The 17,042-nt window shown below is 63.7% G+C and carries 17 protein-coding genes; 4 read left to right on the forward strand and 13 right to left on the reverse strand.

What is annotated here, in order from left to right; genetic code table 11:
• Positions 1-17 precede the first annotated feature (17 nt).
• Positions 18-863 carry an alpha/beta hydrolase gene (locus tag OZ411_RS21320; RefSeq protein ID WP_130580824.1) on the reverse strand — a complete coding sequence of 282 codons (846 nt, stop codon included), beginning with the start codon at positions 861-863 and terminating at the stop codon, positions 18-20.
• 104 nt (positions 864-967) lie between these two features.
• On the opposite strand from OZ411_RS21320, the gene OZ411_RS21325 reads away from it, so the two are divergent.
• The 4 genes from OZ411_RS21325 (at position 968) to OZ411_RS21340 (ending at position 5,943) form a co-directional block, all read left to right on the forward strand.
• Complete coding sequence (locus OZ411_RS21325; protein WP_282529582.1) at positions 968-2,395, forward strand: amidase family protein; 1,428 nt, start codon at positions 968-970, stop codon at positions 2,393-2,395.
• Between the two features lie 247 nt (positions 2,396-2,642).
• Entirely contained in the window at positions 2,643-3,965 is a 1,323-nt protein-coding gene (locus OZ411_RS21330; protein ID WP_130580823.1) for an MFS transporter, read from the forward strand.
• Positions 3,966-3,981: 16 nt separating this feature from the next.
• Positions 3,982-4,647 carry a sulfite oxidase-like oxidoreductase gene (locus tag OZ411_RS21335; protein ID WP_130580822.1) on the forward strand — a complete coding sequence of 222 codons (666 nt, stop codon included), beginning with the start codon at positions 3,982-3,984 and terminating at the stop codon, positions 4,645-4,647.
• A 69-nt stretch (positions 4,648-4,716) separates the two neighbouring features.
• A complete protein-coding gene (locus OZ411_RS21340; protein ID WP_282529537.1) occupies positions 4,717-5,943 on the forward strand; it encodes a bifunctional alpha/beta hydrolase/OsmC family protein in 1,227 nt (408 codons plus the stop codon).
• 108 nt (positions 5,944-6,051) lie between these two features.
• Here the strand turns inward: OZ411_RS21340 and OZ411_RS21345 are convergent, their stop codons facing one another.
• The 12 genes from OZ411_RS21345 to OZ411_RS21400 all read right to left on the reverse strand — a co-directional run bounded on the left by OZ411_RS21345 (position 6,052) and on the right by OZ411_RS21400 (position 16,914).
• On the reverse strand, positions 6,052-7,056 hold the full coding sequence (locus tag OZ411_RS21345) for a zinc-binding alcohol dehydrogenase family protein (protein WP_282529538.1): 1,005 nt from the start codon (positions 7,054-7,056) through the stop codon (positions 6,052-6,054).
• Positions 7,057-7,202: 146 nt separating this feature from the next.
• Entirely contained in the window at positions 7,203-8,534 is a 1,332-nt protein-coding gene (gene paaK / locus OZ411_RS21350) for a phenylacetate--CoA ligase PaaK (protein ID WP_282529539.1), read from the reverse strand.
• A 20-nt stretch (positions 8,535-8,554) separates the two neighbouring features.
• Complete coding sequence (paaI, locus tag OZ411_RS21355) at positions 8,555-9,019, reverse strand: hydroxyphenylacetyl-CoA thioesterase PaaI (protein WP_282529540.1); 465 nt, start codon at positions 9,017-9,019, stop codon at positions 8,555-8,557.
• Positions 9,020-9,109: 90 nt separating this feature from the next.
• Complete coding sequence (gene paaE, locus OZ411_RS21360) at positions 9,110-10,189, reverse strand: 1,2-phenylacetyl-CoA epoxidase subunit PaaE (RefSeq protein WP_282529541.1); 1,080 nt, start codon at positions 10,187-10,189, stop codon at positions 9,110-9,112.
• Between the two features lie 2 nt (positions 10,190-10,191).
• Positions 10,192-10,695, reverse strand: coding sequence for a 1,2-phenylacetyl-CoA epoxidase subunit PaaD (paaD, locus tag OZ411_RS21365; protein ID WP_282529542.1), 504 nt, complete (start codon positions 10,693-10,695; stop codon positions 10,192-10,194).
• Positions 10,689-11,465, reverse strand: coding sequence for a 1,2-phenylacetyl-CoA epoxidase subunit PaaC (gene paaC / locus OZ411_RS21370; RefSeq protein ID WP_282529543.1), 777 nt, complete (start codon positions 11,463-11,465; stop codon positions 10,689-10,691). The genes paaD and paaC overlap by 7 nt, the downstream gene beginning before the upstream one ends.
• A 108-nt stretch (positions 11,466-11,573) precedes the next feature.
• The gene (gene paaB, locus OZ411_RS21375; protein ID WP_027581720.1) at positions 11,574-11,861 is read right to left on the reverse strand and encodes a 1,2-phenylacetyl-CoA epoxidase subunit PaaB; all 288 of its coding nucleotides are present in this window, start codon (positions 11,859-11,861) and stop codon (positions 11,574-11,576) included.
• Between the two features lie 10 nt (positions 11,862-11,871).
• On the reverse strand, positions 11,872-12,864 hold the full coding sequence (paaA, locus tag OZ411_RS21380; RefSeq protein ID WP_282529544.1) for a 1,2-phenylacetyl-CoA epoxidase subunit PaaA: 993 nt from the start codon (positions 12,862-12,864) through the stop codon (positions 11,872-11,874).
• 74 nt (positions 12,865-12,938) lie between these two features.
• The gene (gene paaX, locus OZ411_RS21385) at positions 12,939-13,808 is read right to left on the reverse strand and encodes a phenylacetic acid degradation operon negative regulatory protein PaaX (RefSeq protein ID WP_282529545.1); all 870 of its coding nucleotides are present in this window, start codon (positions 13,806-13,808) and stop codon (positions 12,939-12,941) included.
• A 208-nt stretch (positions 13,809-14,016) separates the two neighbouring features.
• A complete protein-coding gene (locus tag OZ411_RS21390; RefSeq protein WP_282529546.1) occupies positions 14,017-14,787 on the reverse strand; it encodes an alpha/beta hydrolase in 771 nt (256 codons plus the stop codon).
• A gap of 141 nt (positions 14,788-14,928) precedes the next feature.
• Positions 14,929-16,215 (reverse strand): DUF445 domain-containing protein, encoded by a 1,287-nt coding sequence (locus OZ411_RS21395; protein ID WP_130580811.1) that lies wholly within the window; start codon positions 16,213-16,215, stop codon positions 14,929-14,931.
• A 222-nt stretch (positions 16,216-16,437) separates the two neighbouring features.
• Positions 16,438-16,914: a phasin gene (locus OZ411_RS21400; protein WP_130580810.1), complete on the reverse strand. Its 477-nt coding sequence runs from the start codon at positions 16,912-16,914 to the stop codon at positions 16,438-16,440.
• Positions 16,915-17,042: the final 128 nt, after the last annotated feature.

A 17,042-nucleotide genomic window follows, 5' to 3' on the forward strand; every position in this document is an offset into this window, starting at 1 on the left:
CCAATTCGCGATGACGCCTATGGAGCCTCGCACAACCGCCGGATCAGTGCTGTGATCCGCCCGTTCGGCGACATCATCTCGTCCATGATTGAAAAATGATCGGCGCCGGGAATCTCCTCATACGTCACCGGCAAACCATAATCGGCGCGATGCCCGGCGAAATCGGCGGTCTGCTTGCGCAAGAGCGGCAGTTCGCCGCTGCCGACCACCAGCGACAACGGCTTGAGCGGCCCGCCGGCCTGTCGCATTGGTGAATTGCGGTGGGAGGCCGCCTCGTCGAGCCCGAGCTTGACGTTGAGATAGCTCATCCGGATCGGCTCGAGGTCGTAGATGCCACTGATCGCGACCCCGCCCCGGACATGCTGATGCGACAGCGCCATTGCGGTCAGATGACCGCCGGCCGACCAGCCGGAGACGACGATGCCATTTTCGGCCGCTCCCAGCGCCGGCAACTGCTTGGCGAGGAAGTCGGTGCCGGCGTGGATCTCGGCGACGATCTCGTCGAGCGTCGCCTCCGGCGCGAGCGTATAGCCGATCAGCGCGACATTGATGCCATGCGCCATCGGTCCTTCGGCCATCACCGTGAAGAACTCCTTCGACCGCATCTGCCAGTAGCCGCCATGGATGAACAGCAGCGTCGGCGCGCGCTCGCCCGCTTTCAGGAAATCGATGCGGTTGCGCTCGCGCGGGCCGTAGCGGAGATCGATGTGATTGGGATAGCGCTTGCGCAACTCCGCAGAACGCTCCCCCCACCCTCCGACAATATCACCGCTGCCTACAACTGCGGCACCGTTGTTCAAACCGCGGTCACGCTCCTCCTGGCTCATGGCGCGCCAATCGAGCGCAGAGAAGGGTGTCGTCATCAGCAGGTCTCCGGTTCCGGCCATTCCCCAGCACGTTTCCACTTTGCCGGAAAATGGTCTAGAGCACTAGCTCCCTCCGCTGTTACGAACTGCAATCAATGGAGATGCAAGTGACGGATCAAGGCCTGGTGCGGGAGAGCGCCTGCACAGTCGTCGACAAGTTGCGGGCGGGCGAGGTCACACCGCTCGACCTGCTCGACGTCCTGGAAAAACGGATCGCCGAGGTCGACGACAAGGTCAACGCGCTTCCGATCCTGTGCTTCGACCGCGCGCGGAGGCACGCCGAAGCGCTGATGCAGAAGCCGGCTGCCGAGCGCGGTCTGCTCGCGGGCCTGCCGGTGCCGATCAAGGATCTCACCAACGTCGCTGATGTCCTCACCACGCAGGGATCGCCGATCTTCAAGGATACCGTCGCCACCAGGTCCGACATCGTCGTGACACATCTGGAAACGAATGGCGGTGTGGTCTACGCCAAATCGAACACGCCAGAATTCGGCGCCGGCGCCAACACCTTCAATGAAGTGTTCGGCGCGACATTGAACCCTTGGGATACGTCGCGCTCGGCATCCGGCTCTTCCGGCGGAGCGGCGGTCGCGCTTGCGACCGGAATGGCGTGGCTTGCCCACGGCACCGACATGGGTGGATCGCTGCGCAATCCAGCCAGCTTCTGCGGCATCGTCGGAATGCGGCCCAGCATCGGCCGCGTCGCCCACACGCCGAGCGCCATGATCGATCGCAACCTGACCGTTCACGGCCCGATGGCGCGCAACGTCGAGGATCTCGCGCTGTTGCTCGATGCCATGAGCGGCGAGTACGCCGCCGACCCGCTGTCGTTGCCGGCGCCGACGACGTCGTTCCTCTCAGCGACGCGCTCCGGCAAGAAACCGAAACGCATCGCCTATTCGCCCGACCTCGGCATCACCCCCGTCGATCCCGAAGTCAGGGCGGTCACGCGGAAGGCGGCGGAACGCTTTGCCGAAGCAGGCGCCATCGTCGAGGAAGCACATCCCGACCTTAGCGAAGCCCATGAATGTTTCCACGTGCTGCGCGCTTTCGACTTCGCCGTCACCAAGGCGGCGCTGCTTCGCACCAAGCGCGACCTGCTCAAGCCGGAGGTGATCTGGAACATCGAGGAAGGCCTGAAGTTGACGGTCGAGCAGATCGAGCGCGCCGAGGCCCAGCGCGTCGCCATGACGGCACGCACCCTCGAATTCTTCGGGACCTACGACCTGTTGCTGACGCCCGCGACCATCGTCGCGCCGTTCCCGATCGAGAACCGCTATGTCGCCGAATGCGACGGCAAGATGTTCGACAATTACGTGGAGTGGCTCGGCATCGTCTATGCGATCACACTTGCGTGTTGTCCGGCGCTGTCCCTGCCCTGCGGCTTCACCACCTCCGGCCTGCCGGTCGGACTGCAGATGGTGGCGCCGCCGCGCGGCGAGGCCAACCTGCTCGCCGGCGCCAAGGCGCTGGAGGATATTTTGGGCGTGCGCGGCACTACGCCGATCGATCCAAGGGCGGCGAGGTAGGCTTTCGTTCCACGCTACTGTGCTCTCCCCTCATCCTGAGGAGCCGCGAAGCGGCGTCTCGAAGGATGAGGCCACCGGCCGGGCCCCATGGTTCGAGACGGCGCTTGCGCGCCTCCTCACCATGAGGGGAGGCGCCCATCGGCAATTGCGCTGACGACATTCGACATGCTACGCGGGCCGCGGCCGCTCCTGATGCCGTGAGAAGTGTCGGGCCGGTTGATCAAATTGCCGTGCGTGGAGTTCCAATATGACAGATCAGGCCGCTGGGATCGCCGACGAGCCCCTCGACATTCGTGACGTCGAACGTCGCATCAAGGCGATCTTCATCGGCTCGGTCGGCAATCTCGTCGAGTGGTACGACTTCTACGCCTACACCGCTTTCGCGCTGTATTTCGCGCCGGCGTTCTTTCCCGGCAACGATCCGGTGGTGCAGCAGTTCAACGCAGCCGTGATATTCGCCGCGACTTTCCTGATGCGGCCGCTCGGCGGCTGGCTGTTCGGCTTCATCGCCGACCGCTATGGGCGGCGGCTGTCGCTCACGGTTTCCGTGGTCTGCATGTGTTTCGGCTCGCTGATCATCGCGGTGACGCCGACTTACGCCACGATCGGCTTTGCTGCGCCCGCGATCCTCGCGCTGGCGCGCGTGATCGAGGGCCTCAGCCTTGGCGGCGAATATGGCGCGAGCGCCACCTATCTCAGCGAGGTCGCCGACGCCAAGAATCGCGGCTTCTATTCGAGCTTCCAATACGTCACCTTGATCGGCGGCCAGCTCACCGCGATCATCGTGCTGCTCTTGCTGCAGAAGGTGTTCTTGACGCCGGAACAGCTAAAGGACTGGGGCTGGCGAATTCCCTTCGCGATCGGCGCGGCGCTTGCCGTGATCGCAGCGGTGATGCGGCGCAGCCTGCAGGAGACCGACGCCTTCGAGGAAGCAAAGAAGGTGAGCAAGCCGACCGGCTCGATCACAAAACTCCTGAACTACCCGCGCGAACTGCTGCTGGTGGTCGGGCTGACCGCGGGAGGCACCGCGGCGTTCTACACCTTCACCACCTATATGCAGACCTTCGTCAAATTGTCGGTGGGCCTCACCGAGGACCAGACCACGTTCGTGATCTTCGGTTCGCTGATTTTCGCGACCATTCTGCAACCGCTCTACGGCGCGCTGTCCGACCGCATCGGCCGCAAGCCGCTCCTGATCTTCTTCGGCGTGGTCGGCACGCTCGCGACCGTGCCGATCCTGACCGCGCTGAAGGACGCCAAGACGCCGTTTATCGCGTTCCTGTTGATCTGCGCCGCCTGGATCTTCACCGCCGGCTACACGTCGATCAACGCCGTGGTGAAGGCCGAACTGTTTCCGACCAATGTCCGCGCGCTCGGCGTGGGCCTGCCCTATGCGATCACGGTGTCGCTGTTCGGCGGTACGGCACCGGCGATCGCGCTCTATTTCAAGAGCCTCGGGCACGAACAATGGTTCTACTATTACCTCAGCGGCATGATCTTCCTCTCGCTTCTGATCTATGCAACCATGCGCGACACCAAGCATGAATCGGCGATGCATCGCCACGAGTGACGCCAAAGATTGACCAATGGCTGACGACCAGGAGCCGCCGCCGGAAAGCAAGCTGACGCGCAGCAAGGAGCGCTGGGCACGCGAGGGCCGCTTCCTCACCGGCAGGATCTCGCGTCCCGAGGAGCAGCGCCTGCCGCCCGGCCAGCATCTCACCCGCGACTGGCCGACGCTCGATCTCGGACTGACGCCGGAGATTGCGCGCGAGCGCTGGCGGCTCGACGTCTATGGCGCCGTGGAACATCCGGTGTTCTGGGATTGGACGCAGTTCACCGCGCAGCCGCAGTCGCAATTCGTCTCCGACATCCATTGCGTCACCACCTGGTCACGCTTCGACAATCAGTGGCAGGGCCTTGCGACCCGCGATCTCTTGGCCGCCTGCGAGCCGCATGAGGATGCGCTTTTCGTGGTGCTGCATTGCTATGACGGCTACACCACCAATCTCGCACTGGAGGATTTTGCCGCCGAGGACGCGCTGCTCGCCCATAGCTGGTCAGGCAAACCGCTGACCGAGGAGCATGGCGGCCCGGTGCGGCTCGTGGTGCCGCATCTCTATTTCTGGAAAAGCGCCAAATGGCTGCAGGGGATCGAATTCCTCACGCGGGATGCGCCGGGCTATTGGGAGGTCCGCGGCTATCACAACCGCGGCGATCCCTGGAAGGAAGAACGTTACTCGGGTGATTAGCCATTGATGGCGCCATTCCTCGCCTCTCCCGCAGGGAGAGGTGAAGGAAAAAAGCGATGGAGGGTAGCCGTGCCGACTGAACGCTTCCAATTCGCAAGCTCGGAAGGACACCAGCTCGCCGCCGCGCTGGATACGCCTGACGGCGAGATCAACGCTTACGCGCTGTTTGCGCATTGCTTCACGTGCGGCAAGGACGTGCTGGCGGCCAAGCGCATTGCGGTCGCGCTTGCCGCCAAAGGCATCGCGGTGCTGCGCTTCGATTTTACGGGGCTCGGCTCCAGCGAAGGCGATTTCGCCAATTCGACCTTCTCCTCCAACGTCGTCGATCTCGTTCGCGCCGCCCATCATTTGCGCGAAACCCGGAAAGCGCCAGATCTCTTGATCGGCCACAGCCTCGGCGGCGCTGCGATCCTCGCCGCTGCCGCGCAGATCCCCGAGGCGAAGGCCATCGTCACCATCGCCGCGCCCTCCGATCCCGCCCACGTCACCCATTTGCTCAAGGACCGCGTCGAGGACATCCGCGAGCAAGGCGAAGTCGAGGTCTCGCTCGCCGGCCGGCCGTTCCGCATCAAGCGCGAATTTCTCGACGACATCGCCGAGCAGAATCTGCTGGCGCAGGTCGCGAAGCTGCACAAGGCGCTCTTGGTTATGCACGCACCGACCGACGATACCGTCGGCATCGAGAACGCCACCAAGCTGTTCATCGCGGCCAAGCATCCCAAGAGCTTCGTCTCGCTCGCCGACGCCGATCATCTCCTCACCGACAAGCGCGACACCACCTATGCCGCCGATGTCATCGCGGCCTGGTCCGAGCGCTATATCGGGCAAGCGGTGCGCGAGACCGCCGTTGATCTCACTGAGGCGCCGCGCCGTGTCGTGGTGCGCGAGACGCGCAACAGCAAATTCCAGCAGACCGTCACCGTCGGCCCGCACCGATTGCTGGCGGACGAACCGGCCGCCGTCGGCGGCGAGGACTCAGGCCCCGGCCCTTACGATCTCGTGCTCGCGGGACTTGGCGCCTGCACCTCGATGACGATGCGCCTGTACGCCGACCGCAAGGCGCTGCCGCTCGATCGTGTCACGGTGACGCTGACGCACAGCAAGATCTACGCCAAGGATTGCGAGGAGTGCGAGACGCGCGAAGGCATGCTCGACCAGATCGATCGTGTCATCAAGATCGAGGGCCGGTCGCTCGACGACGACCAGCGCAAGCGGCTGATGGAGATCGCCGACAAGTGCCCGGTGCACCGCACGCTGACGTCGGAGGTGCGGATCGTGACGAAGGCGGCGGATTGAGAATCTACATTGGCGTCATTGCGAGCGAAGCGAAGCAATCCATGCCTCCACTTGCTGAGGCATGGATTGCTTCGTCGCTTGCGCTCCTCGCAATGACGGCATCAATCATCAGGGCCGCAGTATGACCCTGTCGCGCGACGAGCCGGCCACGGCAAGGAACGCGGCTTTCGCCTGCTCCAGCGGATAGATCGCGCTCGCCTTGATCGGAAATGGCTTCAGGTGGCCGCTCGCAAATCCCGGGCCGAGTTCACGCAGCACCGCGCCGGTTGCGATCGACGACAGGCCCAGCGTGTCGATACCCACATAGGTATGCTGGCCGCGATAGAATTCGAGGATATTGAACTGCACGATGCGGTCGACAGCCGCGATCAGGATCTGCCGTCCGCGCAGCGCCAGCGATTTGTGCGCGGCCTGGAAATAGGGATCGCCAACCGTGTTGAAGACGATGTCGGCGCCCTTGCCACCGGTGAGCTCGCGCACGCGCGCCGCTACATCGGTGCTTGAGGCATCGATCATCTCGACCTTCGCGTTGCTGTGTCCTTCATAGGGCTCGCTCTTGCGCGCCACGCCGATGACACGCGCGCCTTGCCAGGTCGCGATCTGCACCGCGGCTTGCCCGACCTTGCCGTTGACGCCCAAGACCAGCACGGCCTCACCGGGCTTCGGCAGGCCGGCGCGGCGAAAGCCCTCGATCGCCGTGACGAACGGCACGCCGATGCCCGCGGCCTCCTCCCACGAAATGCCCTTCGGCTTCTCCACCACCGCCTCGGACTCGACCGCGAGATGCGTGGCATGCGTGCCGTCGCGGCGAATGCCGAGATCGCCGGACGAGCCGAACACCTCACGCCCGACCCACCCCTCGGGCCCGTCGATCACAAGGCCGGCATAGTCACGCCCCGGCGTGCGCGGAAACACCGCGTAAGGCATCAGTCCGGTCGCGGCCTTCACGTCGGATGGATTGACGGCGGCAGCCTTGATCTCGATCAGCAGTTCGTTCGCCGCGCGTGACAGCGCATGCGTTTCCACGGTCGGCGCAAGCGCGGCGGGGTTATCGGCTTTGGCTAGCAGGCGAACGCAGCGGGCTTGGACTGTTTGGTTGTTTGGTATCGGCATCGAGATGTCGGTCCGTTACGGAGGTTTGGCGGTAGCAGCACCGTCATTGCGAGCGCAGCGAAGCAATCCATATCTCCACAAGCGGCGCGATGGATTGCTTCGCTCCGCTCGCAATGACGGGGGAAGAGCGGCCGCTACGCTGAGAGTTACCCCCTCGGCCGCTTGTCGTAAACCCGTTTGGCCTTGCCGAGCGAGCGCTCGAGGGTTTCGGGGGCGACGGCTTGAACGCGTGCGGTGATGCCGATTGTGTTCTTGATGAAGATCGAGACTTTCTCGGCATGCGCGGCAAGGCCGCTGCCGTCCCAGCTTTCGGGGCGGGCTTCGGCGAGCACTGTCATCTCGTCCATGCGGCCTTCGCGCGAGAGTTCGATGATGAAATGGCCGCCGCACCAGTCAGTCGCGAGCAGCGCCTCCTCGATCTGAGTGGGGAATACGTTGACGCCGCGCAGGATGATCATGTCGTCTGAGCGTCCCGTGACCTTCTCCATCCGCCGCATGCCCGGCCGCGCGGTGCCCGGCAGCAGGCGCGTCAGGTCGCGGGTGCGGTAGCGGATCACGGGAAAGGCTTCCTTGGTGAGCGAAGTGAAGACCAGTTCGCCCTTCTCGCCGTCGGGCAGCACTTGTCCGGTCTCGGGATCGATCACTTCAGGATAGAAATGATCCTCCCAGATGTGCAAGCCATCCTTGCTCTCCACACATTCCTGCGCGACGCCGGGGCCGATCACCTCGGACAGGCCGTAGATGTCGGTCGCGTCCATATCGAAAGCGTGCTCGATCTCGGCGCGCATCGCGTTGGTCCAGGGTTCGGCGCCGAAGATGCCGAACTTCAGCGACGATTGTCGCGGCTCGAGCCGCTGCCGCCTGAACTCGTCCAGGATCGCCAGCATATAGCTCGGCGTCACCGTGATGATGTCGGGCCGGAAGTCGTTAATGAGTTGCACCTGCCGCTCGGTCATGCCGCCGGAGACCGGCACCACGGTGCAGCCGAGCTGCTCGGCTCCGTAATGCACGCCGAGCCCGCCGGTGAACAGGCCATAGCCGTAGGCATTGTGGATGATCATGCCGCGGCGACCGCCGGCAGCACGGATCGAGCGCGCCATCACCTCCGACCAGATGTCGATATCGGCCTGCGTGTAGCCGACTACGATCGGCTTGCCGGTCGTGCCGGAGGACGCATGGACGCGCACCAGTTTTTCGCGGGGCACCGCGAACATGTTGAACGGGTAATTGTCGCGCAGGTCGGTCTTGGCCGTGATTGGGAATTTCGCGAGGTCGGAAAGCTCGCGGAAATCGGACGGATGCACGCCGGCCGCATCGAAGGCGCGCTTGTAATGCGCGACGTTGTCATAGGCATGCTGCAGCGACCAGGCCAGCCGCTTGGTCTGCAGCGCTATAATTGCATCGCGCGAGGCGCTTTCGGCCTCGTCCATCTCAGCGCTGTAACCACTTCCCGTCGACTTGAGCTTTGGCATGGCCATGGCGCGTTTCCTTCGATCGTCTATTTTTGCTTGGTCTCGTTGTCCGCTGTCGGCAGCCAGGTGCCGCCGATCACGCGGGAATGGCCGCGGAATTCGGCGATCACATCATCGCCTGCGGTGACGCGGACGTCATAGATTCCGGATCGTCCGCTGCGCGAGATCTCGCGCGCCGTGGCGATCAGGCGGTCGCCGAGCCTGCCGGGCCTGATGAAAGTGATGCTGCCTTGCGCGGCGACGACGCGTTCATTGTGGCTGTTGCAGGCGAAGGCAAAGGCGGAATCGGCGAGCGTGAAAATGAAGCCGCCATGGGCGATGCGCTGGCCGTTGACCATGTGCACCCCAATCGTCATCGCAAGCGTCGCCTGCCCCGGCTTGATCTCAACGATCTCCATGCCGAGGCCCTTGCTGGCGTCGTCCTCCTTCCACATCGCCTTGGCGCAGGCGCGCGCAAGATCTTCAGGTGAAAGCGTGGCCTTGACGTTCACGTTCAACTCCCTGTCTCCGGGCCCGTTGAATGGACCTCTTGGCATTATTTGTGAGACGCACTGCCCTGCGTGTCAACGCGACTTAAAGCTCTATACGTGGTCGTAATCTACGACGACCTTGTCCGAGCACGGCCGCGCCTGGCAGGTCAGGATGAACCCGGCCTGCAATTCCCAGGGCTCCAGCGAATAATTCAGCTCCATCTCCGCCTTGCCCTCGACGAGCTTGGCGCGGCAGGTCGAGCACATGCCGCCCTTGCAGGCGAAGGGCAGGTCGATGCCCGCGCGCAGCGCCGCGTCGAGGATGGCCTCACCATCCGCTACCGGCACCTCGCGGCGCTTGCCGTCGATGATCAGTGAGGCCATCGCCTTCGGCGGCGCGCCCGGCTCCACGATCTTTTTCGGCCGCGGCTTGCCGCCGAACTCGGAGACGAAACGCTCGACGTGGATCTTGTCATCGCCGAGGCCAAGTTCACGGCAGGTTACCTCGATCTCTTCGCTCATCCCGATCGGGCCGCAGATGAAGACGTGATCGACACTTGCGGCCGGCACCAGCGAGCGCAACAGCACCCTCACCTTCTCGCCATCGAGCCGGCCATGCAGGATCGGGATATCCTGCTCCTCGCCTGAGATCACGTGGAACAGCGAAAACCGCTGCATGAAGCGATCCTTCAATTCCTCCAGCTCTTCGAGGAACAGCATGCCTGAGGTCGAGCGATTGCCGTAGAACAGGAAGAAGCGGCTTTGCGGCTCGCGCGCCAGCACGCCCTTGATGATCGACAGGATCGGCGTGATGCCGCTTCCCGCGGCAAAGCCGACATAGATCCGCGCCTCCTCCGGTGCCGGCGCAACGCCGAAGCGGCCGGTCGGCGTCATCACGTCGAGCTCGTCGCCGGTTTTAAGGTCTTCGGCGGCCCAGTTCGAAAACGCGCCGCCATCGACCTTTTTCACGGCGATGCGCAGCTCGCCATCATCGGGGCCGGAACAGATCGAATAGGATCGGCGCACTTCCTCGCCGTCCAGCATCGTGCGCAGGGTCAGGTATTGGCCGGGCGCAAAGCTGTAATCGCTTGCGAGCTCCTTCGGGATCGCAAACGTCATCGATATCGCGTCCGCCGTCTCGCGGCGCAAGTCGTGGACGGCAAGGCGATGGAAGCGGGGTGCGAGCGACATGGTCAATGACACTTGAAGTAATCGAACGGTTCGCGGCAGCTCCTGCAGCGCCACAGCGCCTTGCAGGAGGTCGAGCCGAATTCGGACAGGAGTTCGGTGTCTTCGGAGCCGCATTGCGGGCACGCTACGTGCTGCTGGCCGAATAGCGCGCGGCGCGAGCTGCCGGGCAGCGGCGGCGCAATGCCGTACTCCTTCAGCTTGCGGCGGCCGTCCTTGCTCATCCAGTCGGTGGTCCAGGCCGGTGACAGCACGGTGCGGATTTTCGGGCTGCGAATGCCCTCGCGCTCCAGCGCCAGCTCGATCTCCAGCGCGATCATGTTCATGGCGGGGCAACCGGAATAGGTCGGCGTGATCGCGACCTCGACCTGCCCGTCAAGAACGGCGACATCGCGCAGCACACCGAGATCGGCGATGGTCAGGACGGGAATTTCGGGATCGACCACCTGCGCAGCCGCGTCCCAGGCGCGCCGGCGCAGATCGGCGTCGCTGATGACCGCGGTCACCATGTCGCCCCCGGAAACGTTCGCTGCAGCGACTGCAATTCGCTAAGGAGATGGCCGAGATGCTCGCTGTGCCGGCCGCTGCGGCCGCCCTGCTGCATCCAGTTGCTCTGGGGTAAGCGAAGCGTCGCCTCGTTCACCACAGTGGTGATCGTCTTCAGCCATTGCGGATGCAGCGGCGCCGGATCGACCGCGATACCGGCGTCGATCAGGCCGTGCTCGGAGCCATCGACGGAAAACATCTCGCCGGTGAAGGACCAGAGATCATCAATCGCGGTCTGCGCGCGGTGATGGCTTTCCTCGGTGCCGTCGCCGAGCCGGATGATCCATTCCGACGAATGCCTGACATGATAGGCGCTCTCCTTCTCGGATTTCGCCGCGATCGCCGCGAGTGTCGCATCCTTCGACTGCATCATCGCACGCCAGTAGAGATCGGCGAAGGCAGCATGGAAGAACTGCCGCACCATGGTGCGTGCGAAATCGCCGTTCGGCTGCTCGACCAGGAGGAGATTGCGGTACTGCCTGACGTCGCGCAGATAGGCGAGCTTGTCCTCGTCGTTGTCCTTGCCCTCGACCCTGGCGGCGTAGGTATAGAGCTCGCGCGCCTGTCCGAGCAGATCGAGCCCCATATTGGCAAGCGCCATGTCCTCTTCCAGCGTTGGCGCGTGTCCGCACCATTCCGACAGGCGGTGGCCGAGGATCAGCGCATCGTCGGCGCGCCGCAACGTGTAAAGCACGAGCGGCGTTTCGGAGATTTCAACATTTGCAACGGCCATGGCGATCCACCTGCTTGTTCACTCGTCATTGCGAGGAGCGAAGCGACGAAGCAATCCACGTCTCGGCAAGTGGCAACATGGATTGCTTCGCTTCGCTCGCAATGACGGCTACATATGCCCGACTTCCTCGGGCACGTCGTAAAACGTCGGGTGCCTGTAAATCTTCGACTCCGCCGGCTCGAACATCATGCCCTTCTCGGCCGGGTCGGAGGCAGTGATCGCGCTCGACGGCACCACCCAGATCGAGAGGCCCTCGCCGCGGCGGGTGTAGATGTCGCGCGCGGCCTGCAGCGCCAGCGTGGCGTCGGCGGCATGCAGCGAGCCGACATGCTTGTGCGCAAGGCCGTTGCGGCTGCGGATGAAGACTTCCCATAGCGGACTATTCGGCGTGGCCATCTCGGCCTCCCTATTCGGCTGCCTGTGCGAACTGCCGGCGCTTGCGCTTTTCGGCGTAAGCAGCCGCCGCCTCGCGCACCCAGGCACCCGCGTCATGCGCCTTGCGACGCGCCGCGAGACGATCGCGGTTGCAGGGGCCATTACCCGCCAGCACCTGCTTGAATTCCTCCCAGTCGATCGGGCCCGGCACCCAGTGGCCGGCTTCGTCCTGCTTCATCTTGGGGTCGGGAATGGTGAGGCCCAGGAATTGCGCCTGCGGCACGGTCGCGTCGACGAATTTCTGCCGCAGCTCGTCGTTGGAGAAGCGCTTGATCTTCCATTTCGTCGAGGTGTCGCTGTGCTGGCTCACCTTGTCGGGCGGGCCGAACATCATCAGCACCGGCCACCACCAGCGGTTCAGCGCATCCTGCGCCATTGCCTTCTGCTCGTCGGTGCCCCGGCACAGCGTCAGCATGATCTCGAAGCCCTGGCGCTGATGGAACGACTCCTCCTTGCAGACGCGGATCATCGCCCGTGCGTAAGGGCCGTAGGAGCAGCGGCACAGCGGGATCTGGTTCATGATCGCCGCGCCGTCGACCAGCCAGCCGATGGTGCCGATGTCGGCCCAGGTCAGCGTCGGATAGTTGAAGATCGAGGAATACTTGGCCTTGCCCGTCAGCATCGCGTCGACGAGCTCTTCGCGCGAGGTGCCGAGCGTCTCGGCGGCGGCGTAGAGGTAGAGCCCGTGGCCGCATTCGTCCTGTACTTTTGCCAATAGCGCAGCCTTGCGGCGCAGTGTCGGCGCGCGCGTGATCCAGTTGCCCTCAGGCAGCATGCCGACGATTTCGGAATGGGCGTGCTGGGAAATCTGCCGCGTCAGCGTCTTGCGATAGGCCGCGGGCATCCAGTCGTTCGGCTCGATGCGATCGTCGGCATCGATGCGCGCCTGAAACGCGGCGGCGCGCGCCGCGTCCTCGATATTGCGGTCATCTGCGTCAGACGTATTCAGCGCCTGCGTGTACATGGCCGACCTCCCGAATTTTATTGTCCTTGATCTATATCAAAATTCCAATTCTTGCAAGTATTTTTGTAACATATTCACGCATCGTCAAACCGCCGCGAAAGTTCCACGCTGGGCTTCGGCAACGGCCCATTCTCAGTGGTCGCATGCCGGTCAAGCCATTGTTCGGACAAGGCAAGCACGCCGCGATAGATTTCGCCGCAGAGCTTTCGCGCTGCACTCCCCGGCCAATCCCTTGGCAACAGCGCGGTCGGCAGCAGCGGATCGCGCAGCACCACGCGGCGGTAGTAATGGATCAGGAGGATGCGGGCGGTGAAAGCGTCGGCATCCGTGAGTTCCTCGCCGCGCACAAGCCAGCCGCGCAGCGGCTCGAACGTCCTGATGAATTTCTGATACGCATCCGCGGTGCGATCGAGCGGCCAGCTCTCGCTGAGCAGTCGCCGTCCGTTCTCGTCTTCGGCCGAGACTTCCAGACGGATGGCGCTAGAGGCCTCCTCCGGGATTGGCACGCCCGACGGCGCGACCCACACGCCCGGCAGCGGACTGCCGAAGCCGGCGTTCTTCAGCGCCTCGCGCGCGGCGTCGCGATCCTCGCCATTGCCGATCAGCAGCAATTCGAAACGCCCGGTCCAGTCCGACGGCGGCGGGTCATAGATATGCCTGGTCGCGGTGTCGAAGGTTTGCCGCCCTTTCTCATTCAGTCGGTAGAAGCTGTTGCGGCCGACCTTGTTGCGCTCGACCCAGCCGTCGGCGGCGAGCCGCGACATCGCGGTTCGCACCACGCCGCCGTCGATGTCGAGGAAGGCGAAGAAATCCAGGAGCGTGCCGAGCCACACGCAGCCGCCGCGCGGCACGATGGCGTCGCCGAACACGGTGATGACGATGGAGCCGGTGCGCGACGGTTCGCGCTTCAACTGGTCGATGATGCGGTCAAGCGGCTGCGGCATGCGTCCACGCATACCGCGTTTCGCGCGGGTGCGACAACGTTGCTTGTGGTGGGCGGTGGGGCTTCATCCTTCGAGACGGCCGCTACGCGGCCTCCTCGGGATGAGGTCTGGCAAAGGCGCAAGCTGTCAGCCCCTCATGGTGAGGAGCGCGGAACGCGCGTCTCCGGACGATGCTTCGCATCGCCTTGAGAACCATGAGGCCCGGAATCTACCGGTTCGGATCAGGATAAACCATGGCGCGCCAGCCGCTCCGATCGAACGGCGCCCACTCCCCTTCGCGCTGCGCCAGACGATCGGCGACGGCGTAGACGGCGGCGGGATGGTGGCCCATGCCGCAATGGCTGCTTTCGACCTCGATGCTTTCCGACATCGCCGAGGCTTGTTCGCGGCAGCCCTGCCAGGCGCAGATGCCATCGGTGCGGCTGAAGATCGCCGAGGTCGGCACCGGAGGCGCGCCGGCCAGCGATCCGCCGAAGCGTGGATCCTCTTCTTCGGCGCGGCGGCCGCTCGCGATCTCGTAGACGCGCCAGGCGTTGGTCGATTTCGGCCCGGCGGCGAATGGGCTGCCGAGCGTGATCACCTGGCGCACGCGCTCGGGCATCATCTTGGCGAGCTGGCGCGCATAGAGGCCGCCAAGGCTCCAGCCGACGAGCGAGACCTTGCGGCCATGGCTGTCGTTCATCTCCTCCAGGAGATCGACCATCCCCTGCTGCACGCCCGTACGCAGGCCGAGATTGCGGCCCTGACGCCAGCCGCTCACCGCATAGCCCTTGCTGCTCAGGAACTCGCGCAGCGGCCGCGTCGAGAGATCCGATGCGACAAGACCGGGCAGCACCAGCACCGGATGACCATCGCCGCGCGGCGCGAGGCTCAACAGCGGCAGGGCGCCGAGGAAGGCGCCGAGTTCATGGATGGCGCGCCCTTCCAACAGCATCAGCGTCCTGGACGGCGGGCGAAGCGTCTCTGCGGCAAGGGACATGCTATCTCCTTCGCGCCGGCCTTCGCGTTGCAGCAGCCGGCCAATGGATCAACGGGCAATTAAAGCTAGGGAAACGGCCTTCTTCTTTCAAGCGAACCAGATCACACAGATCACAACAAAAACGCCCGCGTGCCCGATCTGTCACACGAGCCGCAGCAGGTATTCGATGGTGTACAGGATCAATCCGGCAAGGCCGCCGATCAGCGAGCCGTTGAAGCGGATATATTGCAGGTCCCTGCCGACATTGATCTCGAGCAGAGAGATCAATTGCTGCATGTCCCAGGCCTTCATCTGATCGGCGATGAAGGTCGAAACGCCGCTCTTCTGGTCGGCGACCACCGTCCGGAGGATCGCGACCAATCCCTCGTTGATCTCGGCGCGCAACTCGGCGTCGCCAGCCAGCGCCTCGCCCGCCTCCACGAACATCCTGGCGAGATACTGCTGCAGCACCTGCGTCTCTCCCGAGGCGCTGCGCTCGATGAAGTCCTTCAGGTTCGACCAGATGTTGCGCGCGAGGCCTTCCAGCTCCGGCCGCGCCAGCAGATCGCGCTTCAATCGGTTGATGCGATCGGCAAAGGCGCGATCGCTGCCGAGCCGCTCGACGAACGACAGCAGCATGCGGTCGAACTCGCCGCGGAACGGATGCTTCGGATCGTCACGGACTTCCTCGAAGAATTTCGTCGCGGAAGCGATGATCCGGTTCACGACAAATTTGTCGGCGCGGTAGAGTCTCAAGAGCGTCGGCATTTCCGCGCGGACCTTGTCGCGGATGACAGCCATGGTCTCCTTCGTCGTCAGCGTCTGGTGCAGGACGCGCAGGATGTCGTCGAGCAGGCCCTCGTGCTTTCCCTCCTGCACAAAGCCGCGTAGCGTGCCGGCGGCAAGCGGCGCCAGATCGATCGCCAGCAGTTGCGCGGTGACACGGCGGCTGACGAACTTCATCAACCCCGAATTCTCCGTCGCCGAAAACGCCTCCGGCAAAAGGCCCAGCACGAAGCGGGCGAGATCGGTCGAGCGCTTGCGGTCGCGCAGCCAGTCGGCGATGAAGGCGCCGAAATCGATCTCGCGCAGCTTGGCCTCCACCGGCCCTGCTTCGAGGAAATTCTTCTCGATGAATTCGCCGAGCTTCTCGGCGATGCGGCCCTGATTGCTCTGGATGATCGCGGTGTGCGGGATCGGCAATCCCAGGGGACGCTTGAACAAGGCGACCACCGCATACCAGTCGGCGAGCCCGCCGATCGTGGCAGCCTCTGCAAACGCCGCGATGAAGCCGAAGACGGGATGCACGGGCAACAGCGCTTTCGCGACGAGGAACAGCACGAACGTCGCAGCTAACACCCCGGTCGCCAGCCACTTCACGCGCCGCAACTCCGCCGCGCGGATCGCGTCGGCGGGAGTGGCGATGGTGAAGGTGGCGGGAAGGGTCATGACGCTTTCGCGCAAAGATTCATGTCGAGACACAGTAGCCGTCATTGCGAGCGAAGCGAAGCAATCCATGTCTCAAGGCGGGAGAGATGGATTGCTTCGTCGCTACCGCTCCTCGCAATGACGGAGAGCGCAACATCGACGATGTATGGAAACGGAACTCAAAAAAGAAGGCCCGCAACCGGCGGGCCCTTCGGAAAACCAAAGTTGGTAGGCTTGACGCAATCAGGCGGTCTTGGTGTAGACCTTGGCGAAATTGTCCTGCGCGGACTTCGCACCTTCGGTGACGAGCTTGCCGACATATTCGGTCGCAGCCTTGGTCCGCGAGACGAACACTTCGCCGCGCGCACGCACCAGGTCCGACTGGATCTGCACCGCTTCGTTCAGCGACTTGGCGGAAGCCAGCTTGTCGATACCGTTGAAGAACGCTTCCGCGTCCTGATAGAACGCCTCCTGGATATTGCGGCTGATCTTGGCGGCCTCGGAAACCGAACCGGCAACGGCGGATTCGATCACGGCGGTCACCTTCTCCGAGCCGGCGTGCAGGTCGGCGGCGCGAACCTTGGCGGTCTCGGCCTGCTTCTTCACGAACTCACGCGCGGCTTCCGGCACTTCCAGGTTCTGCAGCTTGCTAAAAGCTTCAGTCACAGGCGCAAAGGCCTGCTTGACGCTATCAAAAACGGAATTGGTCTCAGTAGTCATAGGGTCTCTCCATCCTCGGTTAGAGCTATGGGCTCACCCCGTCCAAATCTGGCCCAGGGCGTCATCCTTATGCCATGGTTAATGGTGCATCGCAATATATATGTTGCAATGCAATATCACAAATCCGT

Source organism: Bradyrhizobium sp. Arg237L (assembly GCF_029990105.1).
In the GTDB taxonomy this organism is placed as follows: Bacteria; Pseudomonadota; Alphaproteobacteria; order Rhizobiales; family Xanthobacteraceae; genus Bradyrhizobium.